Annotated in this window: 10 protein-coding genes and 1 pseudogene; 5 read left to right on the top strand and 6 right to left on the bottom strand. The window is 64.3% G+C overall.

From position 1 onward, the window contains the following. Positions 1-419 precede the first annotated feature (419 nt). The 4 genes from G3480_RS27765 to G3480_RS01140 all read right to left on the bottom strand — a co-directional run bounded on the left by G3480_RS27765 (position 420) and on the right by G3480_RS01140 (position 4,831). On the bottom strand, positions 420-1,121 hold the full coding sequence (locus G3480_RS27765; RefSeq protein ID WP_206171426.1) for a VPLPA-CTERM sorting domain-containing protein: 702 nt from the start codon (positions 1,119-1,121) through the stop codon (positions 420-422). Positions 1,122-1,423: 302 nt separating this feature from the next. Continuing rightward, positions 1,424-2,800, bottom strand: coding sequence for an alginate export family protein (locus G3480_RS01135; RefSeq protein ID WP_164651806.1), 1,377 nt, complete (start codon positions 2,798-2,800; stop codon positions 1,424-1,426). Further along, a complete protein-coding gene (locus G3480_RS27600; RefSeq protein WP_167752449.1) occupies positions 2,790-2,960 on the bottom strand; it encodes a symporter small accessory protein in 171 nt (56 codons plus the stop codon). Before G3480_RS27600 ends, G3480_RS01135 begins: the two co-directional genes overlap by 11 nt. 32 nt (positions 2,961-2,992) lie before the next feature. Further along, complete coding sequence (locus G3480_RS01140; RefSeq protein WP_164651807.1) at positions 2,993-4,831, bottom strand: sodium:solute symporter family protein; 1,839 nt, start codon at positions 4,829-4,831, stop codon at positions 2,993-2,995. A gap of 159 nt (positions 4,832-4,990) precedes the next feature. On the opposite strand from G3480_RS01140, the gene G3480_RS01145 reads away from it, so the two are divergent. Further along, positions 4,991-5,344: an acyl-CoA thioesterase gene (locus tag G3480_RS01145; protein ID WP_164651808.1), complete on the top strand. Its 354-nt coding sequence runs from the start codon at positions 4,991-4,993 to the stop codon at positions 5,342-5,344. 241 nt (positions 5,345-5,585) lie between these two features. Here the strand turns inward: G3480_RS01145 and G3480_RS01150 are convergent, their stop codons facing one another. After that, entirely contained in the window at positions 5,586-6,005 is a 420-nt protein-coding gene (locus G3480_RS01150) for an acyl-CoA thioesterase (RefSeq protein ID WP_164651809.1), read from the bottom strand. A 244-nt stretch (positions 6,006-6,249) separates the two neighbouring features. Further along, entirely contained in the window at positions 6,250-6,840 is a 591-nt protein-coding gene (locus tag G3480_RS01155; protein WP_338114035.1) for a hypothetical protein, read from the bottom strand. A gap of 384 nt (positions 6,841-7,224) precedes the next feature. On the opposite strand from G3480_RS01155, the gene G3480_RS01160 reads away from it, so the two are divergent. The 4 genes and pseudogenes from G3480_RS01160 to G3480_RS01175 form a co-directional block, all read left to right on the top strand. Beyond that, the gene (locus tag G3480_RS01160) at positions 7,225-12,726 is read left to right on the top strand and encodes an alpha-2-macroglobulin family protein (RefSeq protein WP_164651810.1); all 5,502 of its coding nucleotides are present in this window, start codon (positions 7,225-7,227) and stop codon (positions 12,724-12,726) included. A 37-nt stretch (positions 12,727-12,763) separates the two neighbouring features. Continuing rightward, positions 12,764-14,854, top strand: coding sequence for a penicillin-binding protein 1C (pbpC, locus tag G3480_RS01165; protein ID WP_164651811.1), 2,091 nt, complete (start codon positions 12,764-12,766; stop codon positions 14,852-14,854). Positions 14,855-15,230: 376 nt separating this feature from the next. Then, the gene (locus G3480_RS01170; RefSeq protein ID WP_164651812.1) at positions 15,231-15,827 is read left to right on the top strand and encodes a hypothetical protein; all 597 of its coding nucleotides are present in this window, start codon (positions 15,231-15,233) and stop codon (positions 15,825-15,827) included. Further along, positions 15,814-16,626 (top strand): annotated as a pseudogene (locus G3480_RS01175) (GGDEF domain-containing protein); the annotation flags it as partial. The gene G3480_RS01170 and the pseudogene G3480_RS01175, both read left to right, overlap by 14 nt.

The raw sequence follows: 16,626 nt of genomic DNA on the forward strand, positions 1-16,626 counted from the left end.
TCGGCTAAGGCGGTTTTTCGAGAGTTTGCAGGTCAGATTCGTACACGAAAAAGCAGAGACCGCGATCGCCTGGGCCTCGCCTCCGTTCAATAGATAGGATTGGCGCGGGCTGCCGGTCTTGATGTGGGTCAGCTCGAGTGGACTCTGGGCAGCGAGGTCGTCTGATGAGGCGCGTCTCGGCGATCCTCTGGAAGCCCCTAAACCACTTGGTTTTCGCATGAAGCAGGGATTGGCGGGAGGCAAGGCGCCAGTTCTTGATGAGGTCGCCCCAAGGATGGATGAGCCGGTCTTTGGCCAGCTGCGCAGCGCCCGACCCAAACCAAAACGCCCTCGATTCCTCGAGGGCGTCAGGGGAAGACCGATGCGCGGGCGTTGAGCGAGCGACGTTTGGCTAGCAATCCACGATTACGTCAACGCCTTTATGTCGACGCCTTCAGTGCCTTGCGACGGTAGCCAATGCCCGCCAGACCGAGCATTGCGGAGCCGAAGAGCCAGGCGGCTGCGGGCAGCGGGACTGGGTTTGGGCCAGTCACCCAATTCGACGAGTTTGGGGTTTGGTTGGGATGGCTGAACGGATCGACGGAAATGACCCCGAAGATCGGCGAGGGCTTGTTGCTGTTGGTCGTCGCGAGGGTCGAAAAGTTGTCCTCGATCGTGGTGCCCCTGATCCGCCAAACGCTGGTCTGATCGACAGTGAAATCGCTGGCATTACCTCTTTTCCAAGTCAGCTGCACGGTGCCGCCGCCGCTCTTGTAACCGGATTCGATGTTGTCATCGCTCAAGTCCCCGAAAAAGCTCTTGGCGATCACTCCGGAGACGTACTCGTAGGCGGTTGAAGCCAGGTCGCTGCTCGCTGTGAAGGCGAACGATAAATCGTTGACGGTGGAGGGCTTGCGTGAATTTCTGTCGTACCCCGGGTTAGCCTCGTTGGGGTCCAATGTAAAGAGGACAAAGTTTCCATCCCCGTCACTTCCATCTTGCAGGGTCAAGGTGGCCACGGAATCATAGGGCGGATTCTGGCTAGAGGTGGAGGGTCGATTGAACTCCCAAGTGACCGTAGCCGCCTGTGCGGCACTCATCATGGTTAGAATCCCGCCGATTGCAGCGGCTTTCAGGATCACGGATATCGCTTTCATGGACTTCCCCTCTTGCACCGGATCGTGCAGCTTGAGGTTTTAGAATGCAGTTATTGTACCAGAGTTTTTTTCTGGGTGTTCCCTGTGCCAGCCTTCTCCTTGGGCACTCCGATGCTCAAGCTCGTCTAGAACCGCCTCAGTTTTGTGACTCCCATTGTCTCAAGTTGGACGTCCGATTTTTGTGACATAGGTGGATCTGCTGAGTTTCCCGGGGAGGCTGTGGATGCCTTGTCGCCCCGTGCGTGATCACACCGATCGCCGACCAGGTTCGGCGACAGCGGGGAGGACTACCAAGCGAGGACGACCTCCACCCTGACGAAGAAGGAATCATCCCGCCGGTTCTCGGCGTAGTAATCCCCAGGCAAGAGGTACTCCCCGACCAGATGCCCCGAGACGTGCTCGTTGAGCTTGGTCTTGAGCCAGGTGGTGAAGAGATGCCCGCGAAAGCGGTCATCGCCGCTGATGTTGACCATCTGGGCCTCGGTTCGCGTGCTGTTCTGATCCGCCCAGAGTGCGTGGTAGTCGACCATGAGCTTGGTTGTGGGGTGGACTTGTGCGTCCCAGCCGACGTTGAGCCGCTGCAGGTTGGTTGCCTCGCCGACGCGGCTCTCTAGGGGCCACTGGTAAATCATCAGCTCGCTCCACTGCGGCCAGCGGCCCCAGAGTGGGTCGAAGGCCTCGTCGTTGCTGGTGCTTGGGTCATCGCCGGAAAGGAACTCATAGCTGGCGTGGAACTGATTCTTGAGCCTGTCGTCAAGGCTGTAGGTCAGCCGGCTATTGAGGCCGAAGGCGCTGAGGTCGCGCTGGTTACGGGTGCCCCATTCGTAGGCGCCCTCGGCGCGCAGCGACCAGGCGGGTGCCAGCTTGGCGTCGGCGCGCAGCCCCGCGGCATAGATGTCGCCGGAGTCGCTGGGCGAGGGGAAGGGGGCGCCATTGTTGACGCGGATGTTGTTCGGCGTGAGGTTCGGGCGGTCATGCTTGTAGATGAAGTAGCCGTCCAGATCGGTGTCCGGCACCAGTGACTTGTTGCGGGCGTAGAGCACGATGCCCGTCTCGTACTGTTCGATCTGATCCTCGAGCTTGCCGTTGAGCGACTGTGGGAAGCGGCCGGTGTTCGCGCTCTGATTGATGAAGATGAGGTCGAGCATGGTGTCGGCCGACGCTAAGGCGTAGGTGGCGCGCGCGGCATCGAAGTAGATGGTGCGCGAGCCGTCGAGCGGCGTTCCTTCGAGGACCAGCCAGCCGTTGCCGAGGATGAGGTCTTGCCGGCCGAGCTTCACGGACAAGGGCGAGCCGCCGATCTGCTTGAAGTCGACGGCGAGCTGATCGAAAAGGATACCGCCGCTGTACCAGGTCTCGAAGCCGGGCACGGGCCAGTCGGACGCATTGGGAGCCTGATAGTGGCGCCCCTCCCAGATGAGGCGCGCGCTGGCGGAAATCTGGTCGGTCAGCTGGTAGCCGCCCCAGAGGCGGGTTCGGTAGCGCTGGAAGGTGCGGTCGGCGGTGGGACTGGCAGCGTTGAGACCGACGTTGTCGATCCAGACCTGGCGTAGCCGCAGGTCAGCGCCCCAGCTGAATGGGCCGCTGGTGTTGTCGGCGCTCAGGGCTGGAGCCGCGAGCGTGGCCGACAGGCCGGCGGCGATCAGGGTTTTCTTAAAGGCCATCTTCGACCTCCTGCGCTTCGCGCGCCCAATGGCGGTCTTCTTCCGTGACCAGATCGAGTGCGGCGTTGCGGCGGACAAGGCCGTAGATGACGCTGACGATGGCGACGAGAATAGTTCCGAAATAGGCAAACAAGACGTATGGATCGTCGATGCCGATCATGGGGTGTACCTCGATTCAGTCGGTGTCAGGGCTCAGGAGGCCCGCTCGGGAAAGCAGCGCCGCAGGTGCTCCGCGTTCGGCGGGCGAGTGACTGCGCTGACCAGGATGAGGGTTACGAGGGCGGCGGGCAGGGCGACCACAATGGGATCCACCGAAGGCCAGTTCGGGTGGTCCTGGAGGATGCTGCTCTTGCCGTCGGTGAGGATTTGCACCAAGCCGATCGCGGAAGCCTCTTTCGCCTTGACGAGCAGCAGCCAGAACATCGACACGCCCGCCCCGACGATCATGGAGGCGAATGCTCCTGCCCGCGTGACGCGGCGGAAGAAGAGGCCGCCGATGTAGGCGGGCAGGAAGCTCGCGGCGCAGAGTCCGAAGAAGATCGCCGTGAATCTCGCGATGACGTACTCCTGGCGCACCGTATAGCTGATGGTGACCGCGATCATCAGGCCGAGCACGATCGCTAGGCGCATCACCAACAGATTCGGCTCGTGGGTCTCCCCCTTATGCCGGATCCGCTCATAGAGGTCGCGGCCCGCGGCCGTGCCGATGGTGTGGAATTGGCTGGACATGGTGCTCATCGCGGCCGCGAGCAGCGCCAAGAGGAAGACGACCCCGAACCAATGCGGCAGTGCCGAGGAGATGAAGGTCGGGATGATCTTGTCCGCCTGGCCCTTGACGTAGGTCACGGCGGTGGAGCGTCCGGTGATGAGGTCGAAGCCCTGGCCTTGCGCGTCCGTTGCCGTGTCGCGCTCCGTGACCACGAGGGGTACCTGGGCCGGTGCCTGGGTCTTGGGGCTGATGACCGGCGTCCAGCCGCCGGAGTCGGTTTGGCTCATCAGCTCGACCAGGGCGTGGCCCTTGTCGGTGTTGAGTTCCTGGACCAGCTTGCCGTGCAGCAGCGGGCCGTTCTGTGCCATCCAGACGTTGGACAGGCTGCCCACCAGGAAGGGCGTGCCGGTCATGAGCATGATGAAGACGGCGCCGATCGGCACGGCGCGGTCCAGCTCGCGGCGGCTGCGCACGGTCATGAAGCGCACGATGAGCTGTGGCTGGGCCAGTACGCCGATGCCAACTCCTAGGATGATTGAGGTAATGACGATCCACCAGAGGTCGTAGGACTTGGCCCCCCAGCCAAAGGCCGGCATTGCCGTCCAGCCCTGATGCCCCATCTGCTGCAGCGGGGCGGGAACCATGTCCGCCATGTCGGTCAGGCTCTGGTGGGCCTCGGTGATGCCGCCTAGGCTGCTGTAGGTGAACACCAGTAGGAAGATCATGGCGAAGACCATGACGAAGCCCTGCAGGGTGTCTGTGTACATGACGGCCTTGAGTCCGCCAGGGATGACGTAGGCGGCGGTAATGATGGCGAACATCAGCAGCGCGACCTCGAAGTCGATGCCGAACTGGGTGGCCGCGAAGATGCTGCCGCCGGTCATGACGGCCGCTGAGTAGAGCGGCATCAAGAGGAAGACCAGGGCGCCGGCGAAGATCTGAATGCCACGGCTCTGATATCTGAGCCCCAGGAGTTCGGGGAAGGTATGCGCCCCCAAATGATGCCCGAGTCTGCGCGTCGGCTCGCCGAAGAAGACGAAGGCGATGAAGATGCCGACCGCGATGTTGAGGAAGGTCAGCCACAGCAGGCTCATCCCGAAGAGTCCGGCGACGCCGCCGAAGCCGACGATGGCCGCGGTCGAGATGAAGGTGGCACCGTATGAGACGGCCATGATGATCGGGTGGGCGGAGCGCCCGCCGACCAGGAAGTCCGCGGCCGAGCGCGTGCCGCGGTAGCCGAGCCACCCCAGATAGGCGGTGGTCAGCAAATAGGCCAGGATGACGAGGATGTCGACCCAGCCGACCGAGGATACGTCGGTCATAATTGCCCCCTGCGTTTTCTTATGTATCGTTTTTTGCGTTGCGGGGGCGAAAAATACCCTTCTGGGGGAGGGTAGAATATAGATCCAGCGCAGTTAAATGACGTTTCCATGACGTCCGCGCGGGATTTGGATGTGATTTCGAGCTTAAAGAGAGGTTGGATGGAAACCTACACGGTCGTCAGGCCAGAGCATCTGAACCACTATGGGCACCTCTTCGGTGGCGCCCTGCTGAAATGGGTCGACGAGGTCGCTTGGATCGCGGCGAGCCGGGACAATCCTGGGTGCCGTTTCGTCACGGTGGGTATGGATCGCGTCGAGTTCCATCGCGGCGTCCACCAGGGTGCCGTGCTGAGGTTCGACGCGGTCGAGAGCTGTCGCGGCCGAACGTCCTTGACCTACGCCGTCAGCGTCTTCGCCGACGATCTCGAGACGGGCCAGGAAGCCTCGATCTTCTCGACCTGCATTACCTTCGTGCGGCTCGATGTCGAGGGGCGGAAGATCGCTCTGCCCTGAGATGAGCTTGTCCACGCTTTGATTCCGCTCGGACTGCCTAGAATCCTTGAGGGCGTAAAATGCTTGCAGGTGAGTCAAATTTCGATGAAGCGTCCGACCATCCAAGGCCGTCGGTATCGGTATCGGTATCGGTATCGGTATCGAACTGACGATAGCGATCCCGATTCCGATTCCGATGGCATGACTCATGGGTCTGAGGTGAAGTCTCGCTAGGGCATGCCCGGCGCGTCATAAAGCCTGTTCAATTCGTCGCCAGATGGTTGGCGAGTGCGGCATGAAGGTCGGCCGGCAGCTCTGGTGTCGTCGACCTGCTCTGTGCGATCAGCACATGGACGGTAAGGGCCGTTGCCGCAACCTCTCCCGCTTCGCTCAGGAAGCGATAGCCGATCGAGAAGGAGCGCTGGCGCAGCTCGAGCACCTGAACCTCGACGCCTATTCGGTCGCCGTGACACATGGCTCTGCGGTAGTCCGCTTCCGCGTGCGTCAGCGGCAAGATCAGCTCACCCTGGCGAATGAGTGCGTCGAGTGGGGCTCCGATGGCGCGCATGAAGGCCTCGTAGGCGTCATGTGCGTGGCGGAAGAGGTGTGCGAAGAAGAGCCGGCCGGCGACATCTGTGTCGTGGAGCCGGATTTCGAAGTGGTGCGCGAAGGGCGCTGACATAGGCCTTGGCTTCGGGCTGCTTGCCTGGTCTGGGCTTGGGGGCGCCGGCCCGCTCTACACGGCTGGCTCTGCGTCTTTTGCCAGTTCGGAAGAGCGCCTGCTCGGGCCATGAGGTGGACCTTTCAGGGTGCTGGCCGCCGCGTCACCCGAGATGCCGGGGCGGGCGGCCACCTCCGCGAGGTTGGCGAGCGATGCTCCCTTGCGTCTGCGGAGCCACCGAGATGGCTCCGCGGAATCTCAAGAATCAGCGCGAGCGCCTTGCTGCAACCGAGCCGCGCGTGCTGAGGAGCAGGAAGATGCTGATCAAGAAAGTGCCGATGGCCAGCAGCATGATCATCATCATGGGCTTGTTGGCGGCGTCCTCGATCTTGAGGGTCTCTCCGATCTTGCCCAGAACGGCGACGTTGGCAGGGTCTGCGAGCAGATAGCCGCAGAGGCCGAGGAAGAGCGAGTAGAAGAACATCTTGGCGTCGAGATAGAGGCCGACCAGCATGGCCACCATCGCGAGCATCAGGATGAGGGTGATGGTCGTCTTCTCGCTGCCGAGGGCCGCTTCAACGCCGGCCGCTTGCAGCGTCAGGAGCATCCAGAGGAAGGCGCCCCAGATGATGATCTGACGGATGAGGTACAAGAGACGGGAGTCGCCGCGTGCATAGGCGTTGGCCCAGGCGGTGATAATGGAGATGAAGGCGACGACGGGAACGAAGTACTCCCAATAGCTGGCGGTACCGGCGAGGTCCTCACGGGTCAGGGCATAGAGGATGATGGTGACGGCATAGAGGATGATGATCGGGAGAAGCGCGAGCATCAATGAGCTTTGTTTCTTTTCGGGCACGACAAACCCTCCAAACTGGGTTGTTGTGGTAAATGGCCGATGGCCGACATGAACTGCGCACGAGACCATCGATGTGGTCAGGCCGTGGGATCTTAACCCTTACTGAAACTGCGTGTTAAGCGAAAAGCGTGGACTTTCCGCTGCATCTGCGGGCTTTCCCCCCGCCTCTTTTGCTTAGGTCTTGATCAAGATCAGTTGCCGAGTCGTTGCACGCGCTGCCATCTCGGGCTTGTACCGGCCTCGCCCGGAACGGATCCGTTGAACCCCATCGAGCGCAAGAAACACCCTGGTTTGCGTCTCCGGTTGCCGGATCTGGGTTTACCCTCGCCGAGCGAGGTACTAGAGTTCAAAGTCCCTATGAGTGCACCGGAAAGGAGCGCCGCCATGCCTGACTCCCCGCTTGTCTCGCGCCGATTCTGGTCCGCATTGGCGGTGGCTTGGCTCATCCTGGCCGGTGCGATGGCCGCCGAGGCGCGCGAGCTTGTGATCGCGGTCGGTGTCGACTATTTCGGGCGCGACTATAGAACGCTGAAGTCGGTGTCCCTGGATGACTGCAAGGCCGCCTGCCGTGAGGATGCGCGCTGCAAGGCCTTTACCTACAACCTTGGCGCGCAATGGTGCTTCCTGAAAGAGAGCTTTGCGGAAGCCAGACCCTTCGACGGCGCTGTTTCCGGGCGTGTCCTTGTCGGCGAAACCAGCAGTCAAGACCTGCTGGCGACACGTCTCAGCGAGCTGGCGTTTCTGCCGCGTCGCGAGCTGGCCGAGGCGCGCGAGCTGGAAGCGCGTTTGGCCGAGTTGACGCCGCCGAGCGCCCGCGTGGAATCCTTGGCTCGGGAGGCCGAGGCGGCGCTCGCGTCGAAACAGCCCGAGCGCGCCCTTGAGCGTTATCGCGAGGCGCTGCGGCTCGGCCCAGAGCGGTCGAGTCTGTGGCGCGGACTGGCCGAGGCCTCGCGGAGTGCCGAGCCGTCCGACCGCGGGGTGCGACGTCGCCTGCAGCGGCAAGCTACGGGTGCGGCCATCAACGCCTATCTGCGCGCGGAGCATGAGGCCGCGCAAGCCGAGGCGCTTGCGCTGCTGAGCTTGACCTTGGCCGACCGTTCTCAGTGGCGATCCGCGATTCGGGCGGCCCGCGCCTCTCTTGATCTCGTCGACGACCCGAACGTCAGTGTTGCCTACGAAAAGCTGATCGCCGAGCACGGATTTCGCGTCACCGATCACAAGGTCGACTCGGACGCGGCAAGTCCCCGTATCTGCATCGCGTTCAGCGACAAGCTGGCGACCCAAATTCCCAATCTGGCCGATTTCGTCCGTGTCGAGGGCCATACCGATCTTCCGATCGAGCCCGAGGCCAAGCAGATCTGCATCGACGGCGTGCGCCACGGTGAGCGCTATCGCGTGCTGGTGCGCGCGGGATTGCCTGCGGCGGACGGCGAGCGGCTGATCAAAGCCTCGGATCTCCAGATCTATGTTCGCGACCGTTCTCCGATGGTGCGTTTCCTCGGGCGCGCCTATGTCTTGCCCAAGGGCGGCGAGGCTGCAATCCCCGTGGTGACGGTCAATACGGACTTGGTCGACGCCAAGGTCTACCGCATCGGCGACAGGTCATTGACCCAGGCGATGGCGGATGGGGTGCTGCGCAAACAGCTGGGTGACTGGGAGGTCGAGCGGCTCGAGGAGCGCACCGGTGAGCTGGTTTGGGCGGGCAGCGTCGAGGTGACGTCCGAGCTGAATCGGGAGGTGACGACCGCGGTGCCGGTCGGCGCCCTGATCCAGGATTTCCAGCCAGGCATCTACGCCATGACCGCCCGCCCGAGCAAGGCCGCGAAGGATGATGATAACCAAGCGACCCAGTGGTTCATCGTCTCCGACCTCGGCTTGGCCGCCTTCTCCGGCAATGACGGACTGCATGCCATGGTCCGCTCCTTGTCCACGGCCAAGCCCTTGGCCGAGGTCGCGCTGCGCTTGGTCGCGGTCAACAATGAGATCTTGGGGCGTGCGCGTACGGATGCCGCAGGCTACGTCCGCTTCGAGCCGGGCCTGCTGCGCGGCAAGGGCGGCAACGCCCCGGCGCTCCTGGTGGCAGAAGGTGAGGACGGTGACTATGGTTTCCTGGATCTGACGCAAACGCCCTTCGATCTGAGCGACCGGGGCGTCGACGGCAGACCCGCGCCCGAGCCCCTGGATGTCTATCTGGTGAGCGAGCGTGGTGCCTATCGTCCCGGCGAGACGGTCTACCTCACGGCCTTGGTTCGCGATGCTCGGGCGTATGCCGTCACCGGTCTCCCGATCACCTTGGTCGTCAAACGCCCCGACGGCGTCGAGCACCTCAGGGCCATCCTTCCAGATCAGGGTCAAGGCGGGCATGAGGCCAAGGTCGAACTCAGTCGCACGGCGATGCGGGGGACTTGGCGTGCCTATCTCTACAGTGATCCCAAGGGGGCGGCGCTCGCCGACTTGCCCTTCTTGGTCGAGGACTTCGAGCCCGAGCGTCTGACCTTCGAGATTACATCCTCGGCACCAGCGATCGATCCGGCGGATGCGCCCACGCTGGGGATCGATGCGCGCTTCCTCTACGGGGCACCGGCGTCCGGTCTGGATGTCGAAGGCGCTGCGCAGCTCAAGCCGACCGATGCCTTGAAGGCCTTCCCGGGCTACCGCTTCGGGCTCGAGAGCGAATCATTGACGCCCATCGGCGGTCCGCTCCAGGCGGCACGGACCGACGCGCAGGGCAAGGCCCAGCTTGCCCTGGATCTGCCCGAGCTTCCAGCCACCAGCAAGCTGCTGAAGGCTGAGATTCAGGTGCGTGTGCTCGACGAGAGTGGTCGCCCCGTCGAGCGCGAACGCTCGCTCGCGGTCGCCTCCAAGCAGCCGCGCATCGGCGTCAAACCCCTCTTTGAGGGCTCGGTCGAGCAGGGCGGCAATGCGCGTTTCGAGGTCATCGCCATCGACGCGGAAGGCCGGCGTGTCGCGCTCCAGGGCGTGCGTTGGAGGCTCTCGCGCCTGCAGACGACCTTCCAGTGGTACGAGTCGGATGGGCGCTGGGATTACGAGCCGATCACCTCGAGCCAGCGTGTGGCCGATGGTGTTGTGGATCTGGCGGCGACCGAGACGCTGCAGCTCGAGGCCCCGGTCGATTGGGGTGCCTATCGACTGGCGCTCGCGTCATCGGACGGTGCTGTCCTGCCGGCGGACCTGGAGTTCGAGGCCGGCTGGTACGTGGAGCCGACGGCCCAAGACACGCCGGACCAGCTCAAGGTCTCGCTCGACAAGGCGCAGTACAGGATTGGCGATCAGGCCAAGGTGCGAATCGAGCCCCGTTTCCCTGGGCTGGCGCTCGTCATGGTCATGGACGACCGGCTCATCGCCATGCATGCGGTGAAGGTTCCGGAAGCCGGCGCCTCGATCGCGCTGCCGGTCACCGCCGACTGGGGTCCAGGCGCCTATGTGACCGGCGTGCTCTACCGGCCGATGGACCTCGAGGCGCGACGGATGCCGGCGCGCGCCATCGGTTTGACCTGGGCCGGTGTCGATCCCCAGCGCCGCAAGCTGGCCGTGGCATTCGATCTGCCGGCGGCGCTCCAGGGCAGTGTCAGGCCGCGCCAGCGCATCGAGATTCCGGTCTCCGTTGGCAAGGCGGTGCCTGGGCAGTCGGCCTATGTGACGGTCTCTGCGGTCGACCTCGGGATCCTCAATCTCACCCGCTATCAGGCGCCGGCGCCGGATGATTGGTACTTCGCCCAGCGCCGCCTCGGCATGGAGATCAGAGATGTCTACGGACAGCTGATCGACCGCATGCAGGGTGTGCCAGGCGTGGTGCGTGCCGGAGGCGACGGCAGCTTGCTCAGCGCCGAGGGGCCGCCGCCGACGCAGGATCTGCTCGCCTTCCATTCCGGCATTCTGGCGCTGGACGATCAAGGTCAGGCCCGCGTCGCGATCGAGATCCCGGATTTCAACGGCAGCGTGCGCCTCATGGCCATGGCCTGGACGGCCGATGGTGTCGGGCATGCCGCGCAGGACCTCCTGGTGCGCGACCCCATCGTGGTGACGCCTTCGATGCCGCGCTTCCTGGCGCCCGGCGACCGTGCTCGCGTTCGGATCGGGCTGGCCCATGTCGAGGGTGCTGCTGGCAAGGTGCAATTGCGGGTGTCGGCCTCGGGCGGTCACACCCGGATCCCCGGCAAGGCACAGACAATCGAAGTGAGTCTGCCTGAGGGCGGGCGTGATCACATCGATGTGCCGATCTTGGCGGAAGGCGTCGGCGACGACCGGCTGACGATCGACCTCAGCACGCCGGACGGTCAAGTACTGCGCAAGACGCTGACGATTCCGGTGCGATCGAACGCCCCACGCACCAGCGAGACCCAGATCATGGCGTTGCCCGCAGGCGGTGCCTTCGAACTCGATCGGAGCCTGCTCGCCCAGCGGGTGGCGGGCACGGGCTCCGTGCTGGTTTCGATCGGTGGAGCCGGCCGGCTCGACGTCGCCGGTCTGCTGCTGTCGCTGGATCGCTACCCCTATGGCTGTACTGAGCAGCTGACCAGTCGCGCGCTACCCTTGCTCTATCTGAACCAGGTCGCCGCCTCGGTTGGGCTCGGCGGCGAGGTCGAGGCGAAGAAGCGCGTCACCGATGCGATAGCTCAGATTCTCGGCAAGCAGACGAGCAGCGGCAGCTTCGGTCTGTGGAGCGCGTCCGGGAGCAGTGACCTTTGGCTCGACGCCTATGTGTCCGACTTCCTGACCCGCGCCCGCGAGCTTGACGATGGCGTGCCTCAGGTGCCCTTCGAGATGGCGCTCGACAACCTGCGCAATGCCCTGTCCTACGCGCCTGATTTCAGCTCGGGCGGCGAGGCCGTGGCCTACGCCCTCTACGTCCTTGCGCGTAACGGCGAGGCGGCGATCGGTGATCTGCGCTACTACGCCGACACCAAGTTAGATGCCTTCGCGACGCCCTTGGCCAAGGCTCAGCTCGGCGCAGCGCTGGCGCTCTACGGGGATCGTCCACGCGCAAACCGCGTCTTCGGCGCCGCCCTGGAGATGCTCTCCACGCCAGCGGATGACGATGATGCTCAATGGCGGGCCGACTTCGGGTCGCGCCTGCGGGACGGCGCGGGTCTCTTGGTCCTCGCGGCGGAGGCCGGCACGCCAGCGGTCCACATCCATGCCTTGGCGGAACGGCTCCAAGACCAATGGACCAAGGATCGCCATCGCAGCACCCAGGAAGAGGCTTGGCTCTTACTCGCGGCGCACGCGCTCATCGAGGGTGCGGTTCAGCCTGATCTGCGCGTTGGCGGTGAGCCGCTGCAGGGGGCTCTCTACCGACGTCTCGACGATGCGGCGCTGAGCGGCGAGGCACTCAGGATCGAGAATCTCGGTCCAGAGCCCTTGGAGGCCATGGTGACCCTGACCGGCGTGCCGCAGACGCCAGAGCCCGCGGGCGGCAATGGCTACCTGATCGAGCGGGCCTACTACGACTTGCAGGGGCGGCGTATCGACGTCAGCAGGCTCGAGCAGGGCGAGCGTCTCATTGCCGTTCTGACGGTCACCGCTAGCGCCAAGCGTCAGGCCAGGTTGATCCTGGACGACCCGCTGCCCGCCGGACTCGAGATCGACAACCCCAATCTCATCAAGGCTGGGGACATCAAGGAGATCCGCTGGCTCGGGCTCGAAGGGCAGGCCACCCATACCGAGTTCAGGGCAGACCGCTTCGTCGCGGCCGTGGACCGCTCGTCCAGCGCATCCAAGCGCTTCCAACTCGCCTACCGGTTGCGGGCTGTCTCGCCCGGGGTCTTCGCGCATCCGGCGGCGACGGTGGAGGACATGTATCGGCCGCGTCTGCGCGCTTGGACGGACACGGGGCGGGTAGAGATCCTGGGCGCGCAACCCTGATGCTGCGCGTCATCCCGTGGCCCGACACGCTGGAGTGATGCGCCGGGGATTCGCGCTCCTGGCGCTGCTCGGCGGCTTGACGCTGGCGGCTAGGCTCGCGCTCGACGCCTGGGTCGCCGACGCCAAGCTCCCGGACCTGCAGCGACCGACATCGCCGGTGGTCTTGGACCGTCGCGGGGCGCTGCTGCGACCCTTTACGGTCGATGGCGGGCTGTGGCGCCTCCCCGTCGCGCTGGATGAGGTCGATCCGGACTATCTGCGTCTCCTCCAGCGCATCGAGGATCGGCGTTTTCAGCGGCACCCTGGTGTCGATCCCATCGCCCTTGCCCGCGCGGCCTGGCAATGGATACGTCATGGTCGCATCCTGTCCGGCGGCTCGACGCTGACCATGCAGGTGGCGCGTCTGCTGGAGGGGCGCTCGACACGCGAGCTTGGCGGCAAGGTCCGTCAGATCCGCACCGCGCTGGCGCTCGAGCGGCACTGGAGCAAGTCGGAGATCCTCGGGGCCTACCTGACCCTGGCGCCCTACGGCGGCAACCTGGAGGGAGTTCGCGCCGCGTCGCTCGCCTGGTTCGGCAAGGAGCCCGCACGCTTGAGCCTGGCCGAGGCCGCGCTGCTGGTCGCGCTGCCTCAGGCCCCCGAGGCGCGCCGTCCCGACCGGGACCGGGAGGCGGCGCGGCGCGCTCGGGATCGCATCTTGAGGCGCGCCTACGCAGCTGGACTCTTTGATGCCCTGGCCGTGCGCCGGGCGCTGGCCGAGCCCGTCCCCGGCCGTCGTCGTTCCTTTCCGATGCTGGCCGCGCATCTCACGCTGCGCCAGCACCAGGCCCATCCCCGCGCCGCGACGCTGAGATTGAGCATCGACGCCGCACTGCAGCGGCGTCTAGAGGCGCTCGTCGGTGAGCAGGCCAGGAGAGTGGGTGCGAAGCTGTCTGCCGCGCTCTTGGTGGTGCGACATGGCGATGGCGAGGTCTTGGTCTCGGTCGGCTCCGCAGGGCTCCTAGAGCCTGATCGCGACGGCTTCGTCGACATGACAGACGCCCTGCGCTCGCCTGGGTCGACCCTGAAGCCAGTGATCTATGGGTTGGCGTTCGAGGACGGCATTGCCCACCCCGAGAGCCTGATCGAGGATCGTCCCACCGGATTCTCCGGCTATGCGCCGGCTAATTTCGATCAGACCTATCAGGGAACCGTCACGGTTCGCCGCGCACTGCAGCGCTCACTCAATGTCCCGGCGGTCAAGCTGCTGCAAGCGGTTGGGCCAAGTCGCCTGCTCGCAAGGATGCGTCGTGCCGGGGCGCGGCCGCGCCTCCCGGATGACGTCGCACCGGGCTTGGCCATTGGGCTGGGAGGCATTGGTATCACGCTGTCCGATCTGGTGCGGGTCTACGCGGCCATCGCGCGCGGCGGGAGCGCGACCGAGCTGCGCGAGCTGCTGTCCGAAGATGGTCGTTCTGTCCCGCTGATTTCCGCCGCGCAGGGGCGGAGCCGGACGGTCCTGAATGAGCGTGCTGCCTGGTATCTGGGCGCGATTCTGGCGGAGGTGCCGACGCCCGGCTATGCGCGCGCGGGCGGCATCGCCTTCAAGACCGGCACTAGCTACGGCTATCGTGATGCTTGGGCGATCGGCTTCGACGGGCGTCATACGGTCGGTGTTTGGCTCGGGCGACCGGACGGGGCCTCGGTGAGCGGTCTGCTCGGCATCGAGGCGGCGGCCCCGCTGCTGCTGGATGCCTTCGCTCGCCTCGGACCCCTTGTGCCGCTGCGCTCCGCGCCTCCGGGTGTGGTCGCTGCAACCAGCAACCATGCCTTGCCGGCGCATCTCAAGTATGCACCTCCGTCTCGCCAGGCCGCTGAGGCTGCGAGCGCATCACGCGGACCTGAGATCGCCTATCCTCCCGAAGGCGCGCGGGTCGATCTTGGGCTTGCGTCAGGTCGCGGCCGTGAGCTGGTGGTCAAGGTGCGGGGCGGGGTCCCCCCCTATACCTGGCTGGCCAATGGCGTGCCTTTTAGTCGGGCGCCTTTCGCGCACAGCGCCGAGTGGACTCCGGACGGGCCAGGCTATGTAACACTGAGCGTCGTCGACGCGCGAGGCGCTGCCGCGCGGGCGACCGCATTCGTGGAGTGATGTTTGTCTTTGCGTGTATCCATACCGCGATCAGTTTTCTGTGAAGCCGACTAAATCGCATTCTAATCAGTTGGTTGCTTTGTCGGAGCTGTCTCGTTGATACTGCGTTGTGTGAAATCCAGCGTCATCTTCAGCGGCTCGGGCAGGCGGCGTTTCGAGGCATCTATGGCGGTCGGAAAGGGGCGTTACAGAGACCCTAATCTATCTGGGATTTTTGTCGGGCTCGCCAAAAATAGCCTGCTTCCCTGTCAAGATCATGTTGGATGGCGTCTCCATGAATGCGGCGGCCTCGATCTCGTCTACCCCAACGACTATCTCAGACCCGGGCGTCGGTGGTGGCTGACCATCGGCTACCGCTTCTGAGGGCACTCGCCGCATGACGATCACTCGCCGGACTTTGTTTTGGCGTCTCGCCGTGAGCGGTTTCTTGCTCAAATTGCTGCTTGGGACGGGCCTGCTTGCTCAAACCGATTCGAGCGGGTTTTGGCGTGAGGACGAGCAGCGCTTGAGTGTCGGGGCCAAGCTCTTTCCGGCCTTCCTCGGCGCGCTGGAGGATCTGGAGCAGTATCGGATGAAGGATGGCAGCTTGCGCGTCCTGGTGCTCTTCACGGGCATGCGCGCTCCGGCGATGGAGGTCGCGGCGCGTCTGGCAGAGTTGGATCGCATCCGCGGCATACCACTCAAGGTGCAGGTGATGCGCGAGGATGAAATGAGCCGCGATGCGGGGCCGCGGCCGGCCGCGATCTTCGTTGCTAGCTTCGAGGTCGATCTCAAGGCACTCAGGTCTTGGTCGGAGCGTCATCGTTCACTGGTCTTCTCGCCTTTTTCCGGAGCCGTGGAGGCGGGCGCCATTGCAGGAATCTACGTGGCTGATCGCATCCTGCCCTATGTAAACGCGCGACAAGCGGCGCGCGCCCATGTGCGTTTCAAGCCGTTCTTCCTGCAGGTGGCGCGTCGATATGAAGGCGGCTAAGTCCAAGTTGGCGAGCGGACGCCTCTTCTCGCTGCGCACGGAGCGCAATCTGGCCCTGATCTTCGGGCTGCTCGGCATGCTGCTGGTTGGCACCATTTCTGCTCATTGGCTCTTAGTGCTGGAGCCCGCGTTGCAAGACGAGTCCGCGAGTCGGGCGGCGGCCATGGCGCAGGCGCATGCCCAGTCGATCGAGCGCGTGCTCGGTAGCGGGCTTCCGCCAGACCGGCTCAAGCGCGAGCTGCGCACCACCATGGGCAGCCTGCTCCTGCTCAAGGACCCGGCGTCACAGAACCCATTCGTGCGCCGACTGAGCATCAGCCTCGATTATGATGTGGTCGAGGCTCCGCCAGGAAGCCTGGATCTGAGCATGGGGCCAACACATCGGGAGGGCTGCTTCATCTCGCGCGTGCCGCTCTATGACCCGCAAACCCGGCTCCTGATTGGCGTTGCCACCTTCCACGCCAACGCCTTTTTCATGAATCGCCTCTTGGGCGATCTGCGCACCAAACTCTGGTGGATCGTTGGCATCATCGTCGGGTTGACCGCCCTTGCCTGGTTTGAGTCGAGCCGTCTTCTCAAACGCTTGGGCGAGAGCGAGGCCAACTTGAGAGAGGTCTTCAAGGCAGCGCCATTCCCCATGGTCCTCGGCGAGCAGGGCATTCCTGCACTGCGGCAAGCCAATGAGGCGGCAAGAGACTATCTTGGGCTCGAAGAGGACGCATCGGGTGCGACCAGAACTGATGCAGGGGCTAAACTTGAGTTTTCCCTCTTCTGCGCCGAGGCATCGCATCACCATGTT

This window comes from Thiorhodococcus mannitoliphagus (assembly GCF_010915725.1).
Taxonomy (GTDB): domain Bacteria; phylum Pseudomonadota; class Gammaproteobacteria; order Chromatiales; family Chromatiaceae; genus Thiorhodococcus; species Thiorhodococcus mannitoliphagus.

What these genes read in the sequence shown, in the direction of transcription:
- G3480_RS01140 (WP_164651807.1), bottom strand. Translation starts at nt 4,831, where the DNA reads ATGACCGACGTATCCTCGGTCGGCTGGGTCGACATCCTCGTCATCCTG.
- pbpC (WP_164651811.1), top strand. Translation starts at nt 12,764, where the DNA reads ATGCGCCGGGGATTCGCGCTCCTGGCGCTGCTCGGCGGCTTGACGCTG.
- G3480_RS01135 (WP_164651806.1), bottom strand. Translation starts at nt 2,800, where the DNA reads ATGGCCTTTAAGAAAACCCTGATCGCCGCCGGCCTGTCGGCCACGCTC.
- G3480_RS01160 (WP_164651810.1), top strand. Translation starts at nt 7,225, where the DNA reads ATGCCTGACTCCCCGCTTGTCTCGCGCCGATTCTGGTCCGCATTGGCG.
- G3480_RS01170 (WP_164651812.1), top strand. Translation starts at nt 15,231, where the DNA reads ATGACGATCACTCGCCGGACTTTGTTTTGGCGTCTCGCCGTGAGCGGT.
- G3480_RS01150 (WP_164651809.1), bottom strand. Translation starts at nt 6,005, where the DNA reads ATGTCAGCGCCCTTCGCGCACCACTTCGAAATCCGGCTCCACGACACA.
- G3480_RS01145 (WP_164651808.1), top strand. Translation starts at nt 4,991, where the DNA reads ATGGAAACCTACACGGTCGTCAGGCCAGAGCATCTGAACCACTATGGG.
- G3480_RS27600 (WP_167752449.1), bottom strand. Translation starts at nt 2,960, where the DNA reads ATGATCGGCATCGACGATCCATACGTCTTGTTTGCCTATTTCGGAACT.